The sequence below is a fragment of the Paenibacillus macerans genome (assembly GCF_900454495.1).
Classification (GTDB): domain Bacteria; phylum Bacillota; class Bacilli; order Paenibacillales; family Paenibacillaceae; genus Fontibacillus; species Fontibacillus macerans.
The window spans coordinates 1,384,925-1,403,217 of the sequence record NZ_UGSI01000001.1; the positions used below are offsets into that span (position 1 = coordinate 1,384,925).

An 18,293-nucleotide genomic window follows, 5' to 3' on the forward strand; every position below is an offset into this window, starting at 1 on the left:
TTTCTCCTGAATTTATCTTCTTCGCTGCTTCCTGATCAAACGGGATAATCGTGCAAAGCGTCGGACAGCGGATGTTGATTCAGTTTGCACTTACACCACCGGCGTTTTTGCGGAAATATCCTCGACGATATCCTGCAGCGTCACGGCTTCCAACGTTTTCTCCAGCGCTTTTTGCGCCATGGAGAAGATCGGCTCGATCGCAGACTGAATATTCCGGCCGACCGGGCAATCCGGGTTGGGATGATCGTGTACCGCAAACAACCCATCCTCCTCCACGACATGCACCGCGCGGTAAATATCGAGCAGCGTAATGTCGCACAGCTTGCGGGACAGCTTGGTGCCGGCCACGCCGGGGCGAACTTCCACCAGCCCGGCTTTATTCAACATGCTCATAATACGGCGAATAACGACCGGATTCGTATTCACGCTGCCGGAGATATACTCCGATGTACTAACCCCGTCCTTATTGATTTCAAGCAGGGACAAAATGTGAATGGCCACGGAAAATCTGGAGCTGATCGTCAAGCGTGTATCCCCCTTTTCAAGCGTCAGTAACAATATTAGTTACAAATTGACCGGGGTGTCAATAATCATAGTCATTGATTTTTCAACAAAGCATGGATAACGGCATAGCTGATCAAACTGCGGTCCTGGTATACGCCGGACACTGCATCCGGATGTTCGCCGAGAATGCCTTTTTGCAGGATCGCCGCCCCAAAGCCCCTCTCCCGGGCGCCGTTAAACGTAAAGGTTACGCAATGTTCCGCGGCAAATCCGCAGACGACGACAAAGTCGGTTTCCTTATCCCGCAGCAGCTGCTCCAAATCGGTTTTCCAAAAGGCGTTGTTCCATTCCTTCGAAATGCGGAGATCCGAATCGTCAAGCCTAATTTCCGGAGTCACCTCAAATCCGGGCGAATGCTCGCCCATTTCCGTATCCTGCACCACCACGACCGGTCTGCCAGTGTCCCGGAATAAGTCGGCCACGGCGTTAATATACTCGCTAGCTACGGACAGCTCGCTTTGCAGCCGCGGATCAGTCAAAAGCCCTTTCTGCATGTCGATGATTAATAAAGCCGGTTTCATTGGCGTGCCTCCTCGTCAAACGCTCATTTTGGGGTCAATCATTCCTTTCATTATACACACTTCCGGGCCCAAGATTAAGCCTTGCCAAAACATCCTTCTCGTCTCTGGCGAAAAATAACGGCCAACCTATTGACCCTCACATTAGTGTCAGGGTTTATAATGAATCCGGAAGGCAGGTGAGGTTAGGTTTTATGAAAATTGGAGAATTGTCGAAGGCGACCGGCGTCAGCATCCGTTCTCTTAGATATTACGAGGAGCAAGGGCTAATCACCTCAAATCGGCTAAACAACGGATATCGCGACTATCACAGCTTGACCGCCGAGCAGGTAAAAACGATTCAGTTTTATTTGAGCCTCGGCCTGACCACGCAGGAAATCGCCGGTTTTCTGCAATGCGTAATGACAAGCAAAGAAGCGTTTTGCCGGGAGATTATGCCGGTGTACCGCAGCAAGTTGAAGGAGATTACCGAGCAAATTGAGCTGCTGCAAACGATCAAGTCAAATCTGGAAGAACGGATTCACTACATTTTAGAAGAAAATCCCGAAATGGAGATGATGGAATATGACGATCAGACGGATCGCCGATGCTAACGAATTCAACCGGGAAAGTGCGGCCGCGGAATTGGTGCTCGCCGACTTTGACGCTCCGTGGTGCCCTCCGTGCAAGGTGCTCTCGCCGATTCTGGAAGAGCTGCACGAGGAATTTCAAGGAGCCGTTCCCCTGCTCCAAGTAAACTGCGACGATCATCCGGAACTGGCATCGCAATACGGAATCATGTCGATGCCTACGGTTATCTTCTTCCGCGGCGGAGAGCCAGTGGAGAAGCTCATCGGCTTAAGACCCAAAGACGCGTACCGGGAACTGATCCGCAAATACCGTGGGTACGCGGGCCAGGTACAATAAACGACAAACCAACCGCAAAAAGCTGCCGCCCTGCTCCCTCGTTCAAGAAGGGGCAAGGCGGCAGCTTTTTATCCGTAGGCGGTCAGATCAGGGATTTGTTTGGCTTGCTCGATGAACGGACCTTCCAATAAGTTGTTAAACGCCAAATGCGTCGCCCGCAAACTGAGCAGCCGATCCCCCGGCTTCAGGCCGAATTGCTCCCACGTCCCGGGCGGCAGCGTAAAATAGCGGTTACAGTTCAAATGAACCCAACAGAATGTCCGTTCTTTAAACGTAATCGTCTCCCCCTCGGGAACGGCAAGTTGCCGAAGCTGGGGAATGCTGGCGAAGACGGCCGCCAGCGGCGAATTTGCGATCATTTCCTTGCATACCACGCTGAAGCCCCGGACCGTGTTGCGTCCCGTCATTAAAATGATCTGGGAATCCGGATGAATACCATACTCCTGCAGGGCTTGATCCGGCAGGTAAAACGATCCGTCGGCAAGTATTCTGCTCCACGCGTAAAAATACTTCCCGGACTTGGCAGTTACTGCCATACTCTCATCCCCCGAGCTAAATAATGATCGTTTGGTTACGCTAAAATCATCTCGCATGCAGGGCATCTGGAGATATGATATTCATCACGCTTCCGGCAGCTTGTCTACCTTTTGGGCGATGTACAGCCGGTAAGCCTTGATCACGATAATTTTAAGCGTCATATAAAGCGGTATGGCCAGGATCATGCCCAGGATGCCCATGAAATCGCCGGCGATCAACAACAGCACGATCGTAGTTAGCGGATGAATGTTGATCGTTTTCCCATAAATATACGGAGAAATCAAATTGCCTTCGATCTGTTGGGCGGCAACGACGATGATGATGACCCAAAGCACCATTGACGGCGAAACGGTAAACGCGACGATAACGCAAGGGATGGCGCCGAGCAGCGCGCCAAAATAAGGAATAAAGTTAAACAGGGCCATGACGATGGCCAGCAGCAGCGGGTACGGCAAACCGATCAGCCAAAAGCCGATGAAACCCATAACGGCCAGCAGCATGGCGCTGATCATCCGGCCGGCGATGAACCCCTTCAGCATATTGTCGACCTCATGGATCACCTGCTCGCCGTCGATCCGGTAACGGACCGGAAGCATCCGCACCAAAGAAGGCGTTACCCTATCGTCTTGTTTCAGCATGTAATACAGAAAAATCGGTACGGTCCCCACGATGATCACAAAATTGTTCAAAAAGCTAAACACATGCGATACGTATCCGCTGACCGTATTCAACGCGGAATTGAGGTATTCGGTCACCTTGTTCATCACTTCCGGACTGCCTTCGCTTGTAACAAACGAAAAATACCGGCTGCGGCGGATTTCGTTCATTTGCTCCTGCAAGCTGGCCATGAGTTTCGGAACGTTGTTCATGAACTCGAACAGCTGCTTTTGCAGCGGCGGCCAAACGACCATAAAAAAGATCGTAACCACTCCGGCAAAAAGAAGGTAGATCAACAGAATCGACAGCACCCGGTTCCATTTTTTCCGCTCCAGAAATTGCACGATTGGGCGCAGCAAATAGTAAAGGAACCCGGAAATCGTCAAGGGGACGATGAGAATCTGCACCAGGGTGACGAAAGGATTAAAAATGAAACTGACCTTGGACAGCAAATAAATGATCGTCAGCAGCATGATAATCCCCAGCGAAGTGCGATAAAAAGGATGCTGCATCATAGAAGTTGTCCCCTCCTCTCTTGTGGGAAGATCGTGCGTACACGGCCAATCTCATTCCTCCGCCAACGTATCCCAAGCGGCATCGAGAAGCGCATCGAACCATTCGTCATCCTCTTCGATTCTTGTGTCTACAGCCATGAACTGCTCTTCAATGCCGGGTTCGCTCGCATAATGCAGACTGTAATCCCAATCTCCTCCGTCCTTGCTGTAAAAGGCGATTTCATATCCCGCTTTATGGGAGCTTACTTGAAAGACGGTTTTGCCAATGTAGGATCCGTCCTCCTGTCTCTTCATTTGGGCTTCCACAATCGTTAATTCTTCCATCATTAGTACTCCTTTACCCGGATTCGCATTTTTTGTCTTGTGTAATGCCTGTACAACCTTACTGCAATATCGTACCATGTTTTATGGCAAGATCAATATCGGTATTCGGTACAACAAGAGTAAAGGTGGATTCCATGTCTAAACGCAAAAAAAACATGCTGTCTCCCGCAAAAGTGCTGACCTTCGGATTTGCGCTCACGATCACGATCGGCGCTTTTCTCCTTTCGCTGGGACCGGCTTCGGCCGGAGGCAAAAAACTGGGGCTGACGGACGCCTTTTTTACGGCGACCTCGGCCACCTGTGTAACCGGACTGGCCGTTGTGGATACGGGAACGCAGTTTTCGCTGTTCGGTCAAATCGTGATCCTGCTGCTGGTCCAGATCGGAGGTTTAGGTTTTACGACCATCGGCACGCTGATCTCGCTCGCTTTTAATCGCCGCATTTCCTTGCGCGACCGTCTCGTTCTGCAGGAAACGCTGAACTACAATGCGATCGGAGGACTGCTGCAGTTAATCATTAAAATTTGCGTCTATACCTTCAGCATCGAGTTCGTCGGCGCGCTGCTCCTGGCCGCGAGATTTTTTCGGGACATGCCTTTGGGCCAGGCCCTCTACTTTGGCGTGTTTCACAGTGTGTCGATCTTTAACAACGCCGGGTTTGATTTGTTCGGAAAAATCCACGGCCCGTTCAGCGGGCTGGCGGAATACGCCGGCGATCCGTTTGTCAATATCGTCGTTATGGCGCTCATTGTTCTTGGCGGAATCGGCTTTATCGTCATTTCCGACTTGGTCAGCTACCGCCGTACGCGCCGGCTGACCCTGCATTCCAAGGTCGTGCTGACCATGACTCTGATCCTGACGGTGGTCGGGGCGCTGACTATGCTCGCCATCGAATCCTCCAATCCGCATACGCTGCAGCCGATGAGCTGGACGAACCGGACCATGGCCGCCTTTTTTCATTCCGTCAGTGCGAGATCCGGGGGGCTCAGCACCGTTAGCGTGTCGGATATGGAGCAGTCCAGCCAATTTTTGCTTATTCTGCTGATGTTCATCGGCGCGGCGCCGGGTTCTACGGGCGGCGGAATCAAGGTGACGGTATTCGCCATTTTGCTGGGAGCCATTTACGCCATGATTCGCGGCAAGGAAGATATCGTCTTTTTCCGCGAGCGTTTATCCAAAGAATCGATCATCAAAGCGATCACCCAAACCTGGCTGGCCATGTTTCTCGTCGTTTTTGTGGGGATGGCGCTCTCCGCGCTGGAAGACCATGCCTTTTTGCCGCTGCTGTTCGAGGCGACGTCCGCATTTGCGACCGCCGGCTTAAGCCTGGACTTAACCCCCGAGCTCAGAAACATCAGCAAATGGATTCTTTGCGCCGTTATGTTCCTGGGACGGATCGGGCCGCTTACGCTCGCATATGCGTTCACGTCGAAATCGAAAAAAGAGCTGCTGCGTTACCCCGAAGGGAAAATAATTATCGGCTAAAGCGGCCTGGGACCCGGTTTATTACTAAAATCTTGAAGAATGATGTATGATAAAACAATAACCAAATTGTAAAAAACGGAGGCTAATCCATGTCAGATTTTCAAACAAAATTGGAAAAATACGCTGAGCTGGCCGTAAAGGTCGGCGTAAACATTCAACAAGGCCAAACTTTGATCATCAACTGTGCGATCGATTCCGCCGAGCTGGTGCGGCTGATCGTGAAGAAAGCCTATGAAACCGGGGCCCGGTTCGTCAAAGTCAACTGGAGCGACGACACGGTTACCCGCCTGAGATACGATATGGCTGCTGAGGAATCTTTCCTGGACGAACCGAAATGGTATGCGGGAGAGATGCTCGAGTACGTGGAAAACGGCGCTGCCGTCCTGCATGTCATGTCCTCGGACCCCGATTTGCTCAGCGGCGTGTCCACACAGCGGTTAACCAATCACCAGAAAACTTACGGCAAGGCGATGAGCAAATATCGGGAAATGCAAATGTCCGATAAATTCAGCTGGTCGATCGTTGCCGTCCCTTCCAAGGCCTGGGCGGCCAAAGTGTTCCCGGATCTTCCCGCGGAGCAGCAGATCGACGCGCTTTGGGAAGCCATTTTCCGCACCGTCCGTCTGGACCGTCTTGATCCGATCGCGGCCTGGGAAGAGCATATCGCCAATCTGAAGCAGAAGTCCAATTATTTAAACGCCAAAAAATATAAGAAGCTTCATTACATAGCTCCCGGGACCGATCTGACGATCGAGCTGCCGGAAGGCCATCTCTGGGTTGCCGCCGAAAGCATTAACGCCAAAGGGCATACGTTTTTGGCCAACCTGCCCACCGAGGAAGTGTTCACCGCTCCGCTGAAAACCGGCGTCAACGGAACCGTGTCCAGCACCAAGCCGTTAAGCTATCGCGGCACGATCGTGGACCGCTTTTCGCTGACGTTCGAAAACGGCCGGATCGTCGATTACAAGGCGGAAGTCGGCCAGGACGTATTGAAGCAGCTGGTCGAGCTGGACGAAGGCTCCCATTATCTGGGCGAGGTGGCCTTGGTGCCGCACAGCTCCCCGATTTCTCAGTCCGGCATTCTGTTTTACAACACGCTGTTCGACGAAAATGCCTCCAATCATTTGGCGATCGGCAACGCGTATGCCTTCAATCTGGAGGGAGGAAAATCGATGTCCAAGGAAGAGCTGGAGCAGCGCGGCCTGAATTCCAGCTTGGCGCACGAAGACTTTATGGTCGGCTCGGCCGAGATGGACATTTTCGGGATTGCGGAGGACGGCAAGGAAGAACCGATTTTCGCCAAAGGCAACTGGGCTTTTTGATTGATCACCGCCAATAAGTACAAAGCAGCCGCCACCTGGAATCGGATTCCGGATGACGGCTGCTTTTTTTTGTGCGAAACGCTACCCGTTGCTTTCGGCCGATACGGCGGCGGCCAGCGCGCTGCCCCGGCTTCGCTGAATGAACACGGCGAAGATGCTCAGCAGCGCGAGCAGCATCAGAAAGCCGGCCAGCAGCCAGGACGAGGCGTAAGCACCGCCCAGATCCATCGTTTTCCCCATGATCAACGGCAGAACGGCTCCCCCTACTCCCCCGGATGCGATCAGCAGGCTTGGCGTCGACTCCTCGGCTCCGACCAGCAGCTTATTGGCAAATACGAGCGCGATCGAAAACAGCCCGGACATAAACAGACCAAACAGCAATATGAGGATATATGTAACGACCTTCCCCCCGGTCAAGGAAAACAGCGCAATCAGCGCAAAGCTGACGATGCAGCTCCAGAGCACATAACGGCTGTAGGAGATTTTTTCTGCAATGATGCCGGCGACCAGACGGCCGCAGGTCATCGCGATCCAAAACAGCGTGACGCTGAACGCCGCAGTTGGTTTATCAAGCCCCAGCTTCTCGATCAGCAGCGACGGCAGGAAGTTGACGAAGCTCATTTCGGTGCCGACGTAAAAAAAGAAAAACACGATAAATACGGCGAGCAGCAGTCCCCGGGCCCCCTGGTACTGCTTCAGCCATCCTCCCTTCTTATCCTGCCGCTTCCCTTTGGCATACAGCGCGCCGCGGAATTCGCCGAAGTTTCCCCTGCCCCAGGCAAACAGCATGATAAACGCCAAACCGGCCACGACCAGGAACGAAAACCGCCACGCCTCCGCGCGGATGAAAAATCCCGCGGCCACCGGCATCAACAGCGCGCCCAGCCCGAAAAACACCTCCAGCCGGCTCATGGCGACCGCAGTGCCTTCCGTCACCGCAACGAGAATGATCGTGCCGATCACCGCCTCGATCATCCCGAATCCAAACCCCGCCACGGCCCCGATGGCGTACATCCATTCCCAAGGCGGCAGCAGCGAATAGCAAACCTCCGCAGTGCAAAGCATCCCCGTGGCAATCAACAGTCCGTAAATTTTACCGAATTTGGCCAGCAGCAGCGGCGAAACCAGCACGCCGACCAAAAATCCGGCGAATTGAGCAAAAATAAGGCTGCCTCCCGCGCTGTAATCTTTGCCGTATTGTTCCAGCAGATTAGGCATCAAAGAGCCGACGACGACATGAGCTAGGCCGATCAGCAGGTATGACCAGCATCCCAGCCAGATTAATCTTTTCATGTTCTCTCCCTCCGTGCATTACGATGCTCTCCCCGCCCCGAACCTTACGGAGCAGGTTATATTTTTGACACACCCTTTCTATTGTAATCGATTCCCTTAGGCAGCGTCATCCGTATCACGAACAAATGACAAGTTTGTTTTATTTATGGAAAATAGTACCTAATCATTGGTTGATAGAGTAAAATGAATAGAGCATCCGAATGACTAGAGCATCCGATAGAGTTACCATAGAATCGTTTTTAGCGGAGATGAGAGGGAACGCATGCCAAACCGGTTGCAGTGCCTGCTGTCCGCCAATTATTCGGAGTTGGACGAGGACGAGCAAAAACAAGTGTACGAAGCATTTTATGAATGGGTATACGGCACCATCTATCTTATTGTCAAGGATCATCAGGCCACGGAGGACATCATCCAGGAGGCCTTCCTGAAGGTTATGCTGAAGAAGCCCGTCTTTAAGGCGGAAGCGAGCTTGCGGGCTTGGCTAAGGACAGTATCCCGCAATATGGCGATCACCTATCTGCGCAAGAACAAAAAGTATATGCAAAATTTGGAGCAGACATCCGCCATCGGCGAGTTGGCTGCCGCCTCCTGGAAAGACGGCTCCGTCGAGGACTCGGTAGAGACGAAGCTGATGGAAGAAGCGATCGTTACGTATTTGCGCCGCTTGAAGCCGGAGTACCGCATCATGGTCGAATACCGCTGGCGGCTGGGGTTAAGCTACAGGGAAATCGCCGATAAGCTGGGCGTTTGCGAAAATATCGTCCGGCAGCGGCTGTTCCGCACCCGGGAAGGCATCAAGAAAAAGCTATATAACGAATGGGAAAGAAGCCGGCATACGTAAACGGAACCAAAACGAGGCTGCCCCTTTAGGTCAAGTTGACCTAAGGGGCAGCCTTCTGTATGTTATGCGCCGGCCTCTTCCAGCGGCTGAAGCTGCTGCCGGATTAATTTGACGCGTGAAATTCTCTTGTTGTCGGTTTCTTCCACCACATAAACAAATTCGCCGTATTCCACGGTTTGGCCCACCTGCGGCGGCAAAATCTCGATCCGGGAATAAAGCCACCCGCCAATCGTATCGTAATCGTCGGAGTCGAGTTCCAGACCAAACCGGTCATTGATCGATTCGATCAGCATGAGTCCGTCCACGGAATAGACGCCCGGTTCAACCTGCTCGATTCCGGGACGTTCCTCGTCGAACTCATCTTGAATTTCGCCGACGATTTCTTCGACGATATCTTCAAGCGTCACCATGCCGGAGGTTCCCCCGTATTCGTCGATCAAGATGGCGATCTGCGTTCTTCCCCGCTGCATCCGTTTCATCAAATCGCTGATTTGGATGGATTCCGGGACCGCCATGATCGGCCGGATCAGGTCGCGCAAATTCCGGGTATTCGAGCGGATCAAATCTTTAATATGGATAAATCCGATAATATGGTCCTTATCCCGATGACATACGGGATATCGGGTTCTTGTGCCTTCCAAGGCGATTTCCAGGTTTTCCTCCAGCGAATGCTGGGTATAAAGGCAAATCATTTCGGTCCGGGGAATCATAATTTCCCGCGCCGTCGTATCGGCGAATTCAAAAATGTTGTCTACAAGCGACATCTCCGTGCTGTCGATCAAGCCGCTTTCGCTGCTTTCCTTCATCATGACCCGGATTTCTTCCTCCGTATGCACGGAGTCCTGCCCCGAAACCGGCGAAATCTTAAACAGACGCAAGAGGCCGGACGACAGATGGTTCAGAATCCAAATGAACGGATACATGATACGGTAAAACAGCAGCATCGGCCAGGCAAACCATAATGTGATGGTTTCCGCCTTGCGGACGGCGATCGTTTTCGGGGAGAGCTCTCCCAGAACGATGTGCAGGACGGCGATGAGAATAAAAGCAACCGTTAACGAGATGAGATAAACCGGCCTTTCGCCCAGACCCGTCAGTTCAAACAGCGGGCTTAGCAGCCGGGCCACAACCGGCTCGCCCAGCCACCCCAGCCCCAGCGAGCTGAGCGTGATGCCCACCTGGCACGCCGATAAGTAACCGTCCAGATGATCCAAATGCCTTTTTACGATCGCGGCTCTCCTTCGCCCTTCCTCCACCATCGCGTCGATGCGGGAGCTTCGAACCTTGACGATCGCAAATTCGGCGGACACGAAAAATCCGTTCAGCAATACCAGCAGCACCATCAGTCCTACATGCAGAAGACTCGGTAAAGGGTCACTCAATACGTTTCCTATTCCCGCCTATCCAGCGGTGAATAGGTGCACCTCCTTCGCAGTATGGAATTGTACATCATTTTGTATTTTTCATCTATATGGAGCAGCGTCAACTTCCCAATGGATTCATCTCCCTTTCAGCATATTTCGGCATAAACCATGATTACTATTAATTATATTATTATACACTACACAGTCAAACGCTTCGGTATGACACCGGTACCGGCGCGGCGGCCGCAAAAATGAAAAGAACCCCCTTTCGCGAGGGGGCCCTAATCTCATCTTGTAGGCGGCGGGGCGCCGATGGTGCCGGGATATTGATAATACAAAGGTTCATCAAACGTGGCAAAGTCAAGGTTGACCATGAGCAAAATGATCCGCCGGCCGGTGGCCGGTTCGCTGATAATGATATGGTCGCGGCCGGCGGCTTCGAGAACGCCTTTAAATATTTTGGCATTCCATTCCCGGTTGTTTTCGTATGTCATATAAAAGGTGCCGACTTTCCCCAGATTCAGGCGTAAAATATTTTCAATGTAGGATTGCTCAAACGTCGGAATGGCCGAAGGCACTACCGTGCCGCCGGGCGTCATCGGACTGCCGCTCGGCACTTGCGGCGGGACGACTGCCCCGCCTCCCATCGGAGCCGCAAAACCCGCCCCCCCGGTTTGGGCCGGAGCGGTGTTGTAGCCGGCGGGATAGGCAGCCGGCCGGTAAGACTGGGTAAACATGTATCGATTCCTCCTCAATTTACTTGCTTAGGTTTCACTTTCTTAGCCGTGCCTAAGTACGCTTAATAAACGCCCGGGCAATTTTGCGCGCTGGGGGCAAAGAAGCAATGCGATTTGAAACGCCCGGTATTCTGCTGATTGTACCAGGTCCCCGGGCAATTGCCGGCGGGCCTGAAGAACCACAGCGCATTGGACGCTGGCCGTATCCGCTCTCCGCCTATCACCCTCCGGGCTAAACGGATATCCCGATCGCGGGCCCTTTGGTAGAAGTATCCTTTTTGCGTCGCTTCAAAGCCGCCTGGGGATTGAAACACCATTTGCTTCATTAGGCGTATATTCTGAAAATCAAGGCAATTGCCCAGTATCCGGTTAACGCCTACGTTCCCAACCATCAGCATCCCTTGCTCCCCCTCGCCTTCCGCTTCCGCGCGCATAAGGCGCGCCAGCAGCTTGACGTCTTCCGAGTTTGCTTTAATGACCGCCAATCCCGTCCCTCCTTCCTCCCTACTTGACGCTATATTGTATGTGCGAATGCCTATCCGGGTGTCTAATCCCCTAAAAACAGCCTTGTCAATAGCTGCAAGCGGATTCATCTTGTGAATACGATTACAATATTGAACATTTTGTGGCTATTTCTATGGACGCGCTTACACGAATAGCATATACTGTTAAGTAAATAAATGTTTTTTATATGGTTTTGGTGATTTCTTTATAAAGCGTTTTGCTTCACAACACCTTTTAGGAGGTTCCCCACATGAGAATCGCGATTATTGGCGGCGGCTTGGCCGGGTTGACGGCGGCGGCATACTTATCGGGCAACGAGGAGACGGCAGGCACGGTGTTTGAACGGAGTCCGCAGCTTGGCGGCCGGGCATTTACTTATGAGAAATCGGGATTTACGCTGAATTACGGAGCGCATGCGGTATACGGAATCGACAGACACACGCTCCATCATATGGAAGAAGAGCTGGACCTTAAATTTCAAAGCAAGCAGGTCGATAAACGCAAAGTAATGTACGCCAAGCACGGGCAGTTGACCGCCGCCCCGCTCGATTTTGTCAACATCGTCAAGACGGAGGTTTTGACGCCGATGGAGAAGGTGCGATTCGTCAGCGAGGTCGCCGCGGTCATCGGCAACATCCACCAGTTGAAGCATCATCGTACGTTGGGCGACTATCTGGAGCATTCTCACGCCTCAGCTGATGTCAAAGAACTGTGGGCGCATCTGGTCTGCTCCAATTTCTTCATAACGCCGGAGGAAGCCAGGAAAGTGCCCGGTGAAGTCATCGCCGAATACTATCATAACCTGTTCCTTTCCCAGCGGCCGGTAAGCTATATTCTCGGCAGTTGGGCGACGATCACAGGCCAGTTGGTCGACAAGATCCGCGGCAACGAAAACTGGGAAATCTCCGTGAAGGAGCCGGTCGAGTCGATTGTCATGGAAGACGGAAAGTTTGTGCTGCGCACCAAAACGCGGGAGCGTTTAGAATACGATCAGGTTGTTTTTGCGATGCCGGTACAGCAGGTCGTCAAACTGCTGGAAAACTCGCCATGGTCCGCTTCGCTTGAGCCGTACAAAGATTGCACCCCTACCGAGGTGCTGGTGTATGACGTCGGCTTCTCAAAAGTCGTAGCCCGTCCATTCCATTACATTAGCGACATGGATCACAAAATATTCATCAGCGACGTTTCCGCGACCGACTTCACGGTTGCGCCGGTGCACGGCCAGCTGCTTCAGGGCATCGCCTACTTGAATGACGACTTTGCGGATGAGGAACAAAAGAAACAGTATCTGGAGCAAAAAAACGCGCAGATGGAGGCCTTGTTCGATACGTATTACCCGAATTGGCGGGATTTTGTCGAAGTCAAACGCGTTTCCAAAAAAGCGATGGTTGCCAGCGTCAAAAACATCTGCACAAACAAGCTGCTTCCCAACCGCTTGGCCGGCGTCCCGTTTTACTTCTGCGGCGACGGCTGCACAGGCAAAGGCGAACTCGCCGAACGCGCATTTTCCAGCGCGCGGACGGTAGCCCAGGCGCTTTTGGCGGATAACGTGCGAATCAAAGCTTATACCCATTAATCGGGATTTAAAAACAAAAACAGAAGCGAACGCGAGTACCTAAGTTAAAGGCGCTCCGTTTGCTTCTGTTTTTATTTAACGTATTTCCGTTCAACCTGGCGACTTCCTTTCCTCGTCTGATTTAAAGGCTAAAGCGTACTGCGGTATTTCCGGAACCCCTCCACTTCCGTCCGCTGCGTTTTCCGCACCCGTTCAAAGCTTTGGTAACGGCGGCCTTGAAACGTCAGCTTCCCTTCGTCCCCTTCCGCGCATTGGCCGTATTCCAAGCCACTGACGGCAAATTCCAGCCGATCGCCGCTCTCGACCTCAAACGTAACATAATATTTCGTGTCCGAACGGTTGACCGCTGTCTCGGTATCATGGCGGTGGGAAACCTCCGTCCGCTTCCCGACGATCACCGAATTTACGCTGAGTACGGGCTGCCTGCTGCCGGCGAAAAAGCGCCATGCCCCTCCCGCCGATGAAATTACAACAATCGCCGTGAGCACAACGAGCAGGATCGGCAGCGCGGTTTCCATCATCTCAAACATTTCCACCCATGACTGCATGGTTCGCCCTCCTTCCATAGAGGCAATGGCCTGCTTCTTTTGTCCCTCCCCTTTCTTTCCTAAGTATATGCCGCTTAATTTAAAACTTGTTATTCACCTGCAGCGTAAATTATGACACCCTTGTCCCACAAAATCATAAAAAATCTCCGGCTCTTAAATCGAACCGGAGGTTTAGTCATACTTGCCTGCTGGCGAAAATGAATCAAGCATAATATTCAAACAGCAATTGGCGGGTTTCTTCGACGCCGTCGGCTTCAGGTTCGTTATCCAAAAGCCCCTTTTCCGCCCAGCAAGCCCGGCACACATCTTCGGTCGTGCATAAATGAGCGTCTTCGCAGGTGTAGCAAAATTGGAGATAATTGCGGGTTACCGTGTCTTGCGTCGTCGTTTTCATCACTATTCACTCCTGCCATCAAATTTGGAGCACCGCTCCAGTTTGCTGCTGTTTCTCTTACAAGTTAAATATATCACAATGTCGGATTTTATTATGTGATTATTTTCACAAACTCTGTAAAATAAAAAAGCATGGCCGGGCCGCCATACTTTTTCCTATTGAATATTCGCGTTGCCCCAGGCGCGGACAGACTTACAGCACATGCCAGCTCGTCCCCCCGTCTCTGGTCTGCAGCAGCAGCGAACGTTTCTGATCTTCTTTGGCCACGAGCAGCCAGCCTACTCTGGAGGAAAAGAACTGCAGCTTCACCACTTCCGGATAATCGGCCATAATATCAACCAGTTTCGGGCTTCGCGGTAATGGCGTCCAATGATTTCCTTGATCCGAAGTATAGTAAGCGGTCGAGCCCATAATCGTCCAGCCTTCGTTGCGCGTCAAAAAGGTAGGGGTCAATTCCTCATTAAACCCGGTCTGCCAAAATAAATTGAAAGGAACCATCGTCCAGGTGGCTCCGGCATCTTGGGTAAAGTAGCCGTTAAACTTGGTGGCTTCATCGCGAGTGCAGCCGACTGGGACCCAGGCTGAACTGCCGTCTTCGAAAAGAGAGACATTGCCGATGCTAAACCGCTCGCAAGTCTTGAACTTTGACGGATCAAAAAAGCCTTTCTTTTTCGCCCAGGTTTCGCCCCCGTTCCCGGTCGTGTACAGGGCGGGTTGTCCTGCTTCAATCTCGCTGACGAGGCCTCTAAACCGATCAATGAACGCCATCGATACCGGGGTCCCCTTCCCCAGACCGGCGCTCGCCGGCCGCTCCAGCGTAAAGCTGTTCGGGTCCGGAGCTCCCATAATCGGATCAAATGTAGCTCCCCCGTCGTCCGTCGCGTATAGCACGATTTCAATACTTCCCGTTTCGCTCGTTTTGCTGGCCAATATCCAACCTGCGGACTCGTTCGAAAAATAAATCCCCTCGACCTGGTCCGCTCCCGGAAATGAAGAGACTTTCCAAGTGACGCCGCCGTCATCCGTTCTTAAGACGATCGCGTCATCCAGACCGGAGGCATTAAGTACAATCCAGCCATGCATCGGATCGATAAAAAAAATGTCTTTGCCGAAACGCGGCGTGCTTGGAAACTGCACCGAAGCGGCCGGGGAAATATTCGTCCAGGTCTGCCCGTTGTCTCGAGTAAGATAAAGTCTCAGCTCGCTTTGAGTACGCCCCCAGGCCAACCCGGTAGTCGTGCTTAGCAACTGAAAATCGGTTAGTCGCGTTTGAATTTGATATTGGTTGTTCTTATCCTCCGAGGGCACGGCGGCTTCCGCTCTCAGACTCTCGGAGGAAGAGGGATTAATGACGGTGAGCGTCTGCCCTTTTTCTTCCGGCGGCTCCGGCTGCGCCTGATTCGCTTCCGGCGGCCGCTCGGACGTACAAGCCGTCAGCAGTAGACAAACGGATAGCGAAACCGCGATAACATTACGCCATAATTTCAAAAAGACAACCTCACTTTCAACCACATGCTGATAACTATTATATCATAAACGTGGCCGAAGCCTTCAGGGGCCGGATTACAGCCGCTTATCTTTGGCAAAATTTACGCTGACATGGTGATTGGGCTTGTAAACGGCAAAGGCGTACCCTTTTTTCTGCAAATATTCGATAACCTCCGGAAGGATTTCCACGGTTTGCGCCTTTTCGTGCATTAAAATCACTTCGGTATCCCGGTGCACCTGGCGCTTGACCTCCTTCAAAATACGCTTGGGGTTGCCCGAATACCGCCAATCCTGGGAATCGACCGTCCAATCCCACATTTTAAAGCCCGCGTCGGCGATTTCGCCGCGGAATTGCTCGCCGATCTCCGGTTTGCTGCCGTACGGCGCCCGGATGAGCGTTGGCGAAACTCCGGTGATCTTAGCCATCAGCTTTTGTTCCTGCTTGAATTCTTTGATGAAGTTATCCGAATTTCCGCTCTCATAAATTTTTTTCTTGTTGTGGCTCATACTGTGCAGTCCGACATAGTTGCCGGCTTCAACCGCATCCTTCACGGTTTGCTCATGGCCGGATAGCTGATTTCCGATCATAAAGAAGGTGCCGTGAATTTGATATCTGGCTAAAATGTCCATGATTTCCTGTGTATGTTTGCTAGGGCCATCGTCGAAAGTCAAATAGATCACCTTCGGCTGCTTAACGGCGGACTGTTTTACAGGCTCAGAGTTCGCAGCTTTTGAGTCGGTTGGAGTGGCGGCAGGCGGAGTTGTTTCAGCCGGTGTCGACGGCTCCGGTTTTGTCGACGGCTGGACGACAGTGCCTTCATTTTTGCCGGCCAGATTAGCGGACACGACAGCCGTTGTGGAGTGTTTGACGATTGAGCTTGCCGTATGCTGCTTCAAATACGAATATACGGCAAATCCCGACAAGGTTAATGATACGACGGAAAGCGCCACGGCGGTAACCGCAACCCCTTTTGCTTTCCGCTTGGACTTCGCGCGCGCGGTGCGGGTGGAATGCTTCTGTGTGCTTCTGTTGATGTACGACATATGAATAATTCCTCTCTCATTTCATTATTACTAGCATAATACAAAATGAGAAATTCGTCCTTACAGAATCGTTAATCCAAGGTTACAAAGTCATTACAGATTTTATAAATTAATGTCATTAGTTAACACAATAATTATTACGTTAATTTTTGTTCAGCAAATGCATAGAAACAGATCAACTTTCAATAATCCTGCAGATTTTTCTTCAAATTTAAGATATTTCATGTACAATGAGGATGGATACATACGGTTTAGGGCGATATGTCGCAATTTTTCGATTGTTGGAAGGAAAGGTTAAGTAGCCTGGCTTCGGTGCAATCTATCCTAAACGGGAATCTACATTTTAAGGAGATGATTTGATGAAAACCCAACTGCGCTCCAGCCGGGTCGTGATTATCGGTACCGGTGCCGTGGGGGCGACGACGGCGTACACGCTGCTGTTAAGAGAACGGATTTCCGAGCTCGTCCTGATCGATGCGAATAAGGAAAAAGCGCTTGGCGAAGCGCTCGACATGAATCACGGCCTGCCGTTTACCGGCGGGGTCAAGTTATGGGCAGGCGACTACAGCGATTGCGCGGACGCCGATATTATCGTCATTGCCGCCGGGGCTTCCCAGCGTCCCGGCGAAACCCGGATCGACCTGCTTAAGCGCAATGCCGGCATTTTTGACAGCATTATTCAAAACATCGTGAAGTACAACAATCATGGCATTATTCTGGTAGCTACCAACCCGGTCGATATCCTCGCTTACGTAACCTTGAAGAAGAGCGGATTTCCGTCGAACCGTGTCATCGGCTCCGGTACGCTGCTCGACAGCGCCCGTTTCCGCTATTTGATCGGACAGAACAAAAAAATCAACCCGCGCAGCATTCACGCGCATATCATCGGGGAGCACGGCGATTCCGAGGTGCCGCTGTGGAGCTTGGCGAACGTGGCCGGCATCGGCCTGGAGTTCAACGAACAAGAGCGCGAGGAGATATTTAACAGCACCAAAAACGCCGCTTATGAAATCATTAACGCCAAAGGAGCCACCTCCTACGCGATCGCGCTGGCTTTGGACCGGATTATCGTGTCGATTTTGCAAAACGAAGGTTCCGTGCTGAACGTCTCCACCCTGCTGACCGATTACAACGGAGTTTCGGACGTCTATCTCGGCGCACCGAGCATCGTGGATCGCACCGGTGTACGCCAAGTGCTCGATTTGCAGCTAGGCGACGCGGAATTGACGCAGTTCCAAGCTTCGGCCAACAAGCTGAAATCGGAAATCGCCAAGCTGGAGCTGTAATTACGGTAACTCCGCACCAACAGTAAAAAACGCCCAGACGCTGAAATGAACACAGCGGGCTGGGCTTTTATTTTGCATTACATTTGTTTAAAGTAACTTCCCTCCTTCTGCCGCGTTTTATTAACTGAGACGGTAATCATGAAGGAGATGGTTCTATTGACACAATCAAAGCTTATTCTGAACACAATTCTTACTACAGCCCTGCTCGCTTCGGGTCTTGGACTTCCGACGCTTCTTTAGACGCTGTCCAGGCAGCCCCAACGACAGCCGCTTCCACCAAAAACAATGCGGCGGAAAGCGTCTCCGTCCCGCTGCTTTCGCCGAAATGGCAGGCCCAAACGGATAAACGATTATTGGCGGTAGCACTGCCGAAGGAACTGCAATAATGGAC

At 51.9% G+C, this 18,293-nt stretch carries 20 protein-coding genes; 7 read left to right on the top strand and 13 right to left on the bottom strand.

The genetic code is table 11. The annotated features are described in order from the left end of the window. Positions 1-90: 90 nt before the first annotated feature. Both DYE26_RS06345 and DYE26_RS06350 read right to left on the bottom strand, forming a co-directional pair. On the bottom strand, positions 91-525 hold the full coding sequence (locus DYE26_RS06345) for an Rrf2 family transcriptional regulator (RefSeq protein ID WP_036623003.1): 435 nt from the start codon (positions 523-525) through the stop codon (positions 91-93). 71 nt (positions 526-596) lie between these two features. Further along, a complete protein-coding gene (locus DYE26_RS06350; protein WP_036623004.1) occupies positions 597-1,085 on the bottom strand; it encodes a cysteine hydrolase family protein in 489 nt (162 codons plus the stop codon). 191 nt (positions 1,086-1,276) lie between these two features. Between DYE26_RS06350 and DYE26_RS06355 the strand changes: the two genes are divergently transcribed. Next, positions 1,277-1,675 carry a MerR family transcriptional regulator gene (locus DYE26_RS06355; RefSeq protein WP_036623006.1) on the top strand — a complete coding sequence of 133 codons (399 nt, stop codon included), beginning with the start codon at positions 1,277-1,279 and terminating at the stop codon, positions 1,673-1,675. Beyond that, positions 1,647-1,988 carry a thioredoxin gene (trxA, locus tag DYE26_RS06360; protein ID WP_036623008.1) on the top strand — a complete coding sequence of 114 codons (342 nt, stop codon included), beginning with the start codon at positions 1,647-1,649 and terminating at the stop codon, positions 1,986-1,988. The genes DYE26_RS06355 and trxA overlap by 29 nt, the downstream gene beginning before the upstream one ends. A 68-nt stretch (positions 1,989-2,056) precedes the next feature. Here the strand turns inward: trxA and DYE26_RS06365 are convergent, their stop codons facing one another. From DYE26_RS06365 to DYE26_RS06375, 3 genes are all read right to left on the bottom strand, one after another. Further along, positions 2,057-2,524 carry a hypothetical protein gene (locus DYE26_RS06365; RefSeq protein WP_036623009.1) on the bottom strand — a complete coding sequence of 156 codons (468 nt, stop codon included), beginning with the start codon at positions 2,522-2,524 and terminating at the stop codon, positions 2,057-2,059. An 84-nt stretch (positions 2,525-2,608) separates the two neighbouring features. Further along, positions 2,609-3,697, bottom strand: a complete 1,089-nt coding sequence (locus tag DYE26_RS06370) for an AI-2E family transporter (RefSeq protein WP_036623011.1) — start codon at positions 3,695-3,697, stop codon at positions 2,609-2,611. A gap of 51 nt (positions 3,698-3,748) precedes the next feature. Then, entirely contained in the window at positions 3,749-4,021 is a 273-nt protein-coding gene (locus DYE26_RS06375) for a hypothetical protein (RefSeq protein WP_036623012.1), read from the bottom strand. Positions 4,022-4,155: 134 nt separating this feature from the next. Between DYE26_RS06375 and DYE26_RS06380 the strand changes: the two genes are divergently transcribed. Together DYE26_RS06380 and DYE26_RS06385 are read left to right on the top strand one after the other, a co-directional pair. Then, positions 4,156-5,505, top strand: coding sequence for a TrkH family potassium uptake protein (locus DYE26_RS06380; protein WP_036623013.1), 1,350 nt, complete (start codon positions 4,156-4,158; stop codon positions 5,503-5,505). A gap of 89 nt (positions 5,506-5,594) precedes the next feature. After that, positions 5,595-6,827, top strand: coding sequence for an aminopeptidase (locus DYE26_RS06385; protein ID WP_036623015.1), 1,233 nt, complete (start codon positions 5,595-5,597; stop codon positions 6,825-6,827). Positions 6,828-6,908: 81 nt separating this feature from the next. Here the strand turns inward: DYE26_RS06385 and DYE26_RS06390 are convergent, their stop codons facing one another. Beyond that, positions 6,909-8,120, bottom strand: a complete 1,212-nt coding sequence (locus DYE26_RS06390; RefSeq protein WP_036623017.1) for an MFS transporter — start codon at positions 8,118-8,120, stop codon at positions 6,909-6,911. A gap of 262 nt (positions 8,121-8,382) precedes the next feature. On the opposite strand from DYE26_RS06390, the gene DYE26_RS06395 reads away from it, so the two are divergent. Further along, positions 8,383-8,961 carry an RNA polymerase sigma factor gene (locus DYE26_RS06395; RefSeq protein WP_036623019.1) on the top strand — a complete coding sequence of 193 codons (579 nt, stop codon included), beginning with the start codon at positions 8,383-8,385 and terminating at the stop codon, positions 8,959-8,961. Between the two features lie 62 nt (positions 8,962-9,023). On the opposite strand, the gene DYE26_RS06400 is transcribed toward DYE26_RS06395, so the two are convergent. The 3 genes from DYE26_RS06400 to DYE26_RS06410 form a co-directional block, all read right to left on the bottom strand. Next, positions 9,024-10,343 carry a hemolysin family protein gene (locus DYE26_RS06400; RefSeq protein ID WP_036623021.1) on the bottom strand — a complete coding sequence of 440 codons (1,320 nt, stop codon included), beginning with the start codon at positions 10,341-10,343 and terminating at the stop codon, positions 9,024-9,026. 269 nt (positions 10,344-10,612) lie between these two features. After that, a complete protein-coding gene (gene gerQ, locus DYE26_RS06405; protein ID WP_036623022.1) occupies positions 10,613-11,062 on the bottom strand; it encodes a spore coat protein GerQ in 450 nt (149 codons plus the stop codon). Between the two features lie 62 nt (positions 11,063-11,124). Continuing rightward, a complete protein-coding gene (locus DYE26_RS06410; protein WP_036623023.1) occupies positions 11,125-11,547 on the bottom strand; it encodes a cell wall hydrolase in 423 nt (140 codons plus the stop codon). Between the two features lie 269 nt (positions 11,548-11,816). On the opposite strand from DYE26_RS06410, the gene DYE26_RS06415 reads away from it, so the two are divergent. After that, positions 11,817-13,142: a phytoene desaturase family protein gene (locus DYE26_RS06415; protein ID WP_036623024.1), complete on the top strand. Its 1,326-nt coding sequence runs from the start codon at positions 11,817-11,819 to the stop codon at positions 13,140-13,142. 128 nt (positions 13,143-13,270) lie between these two features. Here DYE26_RS06415 and DYE26_RS06420 read toward each other — a convergent pair whose 3' ends face one another. From DYE26_RS06420 to DYE26_RS06435, 4 genes are all read right to left on the bottom strand, one after another. Next, positions 13,271-13,690 (bottom strand): DUF2500 domain-containing protein, encoded by a 420-nt coding sequence (locus DYE26_RS06420; RefSeq protein ID WP_036623027.1) that lies wholly within the window; start codon positions 13,688-13,690, stop codon positions 13,271-13,273. 202 nt (positions 13,691-13,892) lie between these two features. Then, positions 13,893-14,084: a hypothetical protein gene (locus DYE26_RS06425; protein WP_036623029.1), complete on the bottom strand. Its 192-nt coding sequence runs from the start codon at positions 14,082-14,084 to the stop codon at positions 13,893-13,895. 192 nt (positions 14,085-14,276) lie between these two features. Continuing rightward, positions 14,277-15,572, bottom strand: coding sequence for a hypothetical protein (locus DYE26_RS06430; RefSeq protein ID WP_036623031.1), 1,296 nt, complete (start codon positions 15,570-15,572; stop codon positions 14,277-14,279). Between the two features lie 75 nt (positions 15,573-15,647). Beyond that, entirely contained in the window at positions 15,648-16,616 is a 969-nt protein-coding gene (locus DYE26_RS06435; protein WP_036623032.1) for a polysaccharide deacetylase family protein, read from the bottom strand. 359 nt (positions 16,617-16,975) lie between these two features. On the opposite strand from DYE26_RS06435, the gene DYE26_RS06440 reads away from it, so the two are divergent. After that, entirely contained in the window at positions 16,976-17,902 is a 927-nt protein-coding gene (locus DYE26_RS06440) for an L-lactate dehydrogenase (RefSeq protein ID WP_115311186.1), read from the top strand. Positions 17,903-18,293 lie beyond the last annotated feature (391 nt).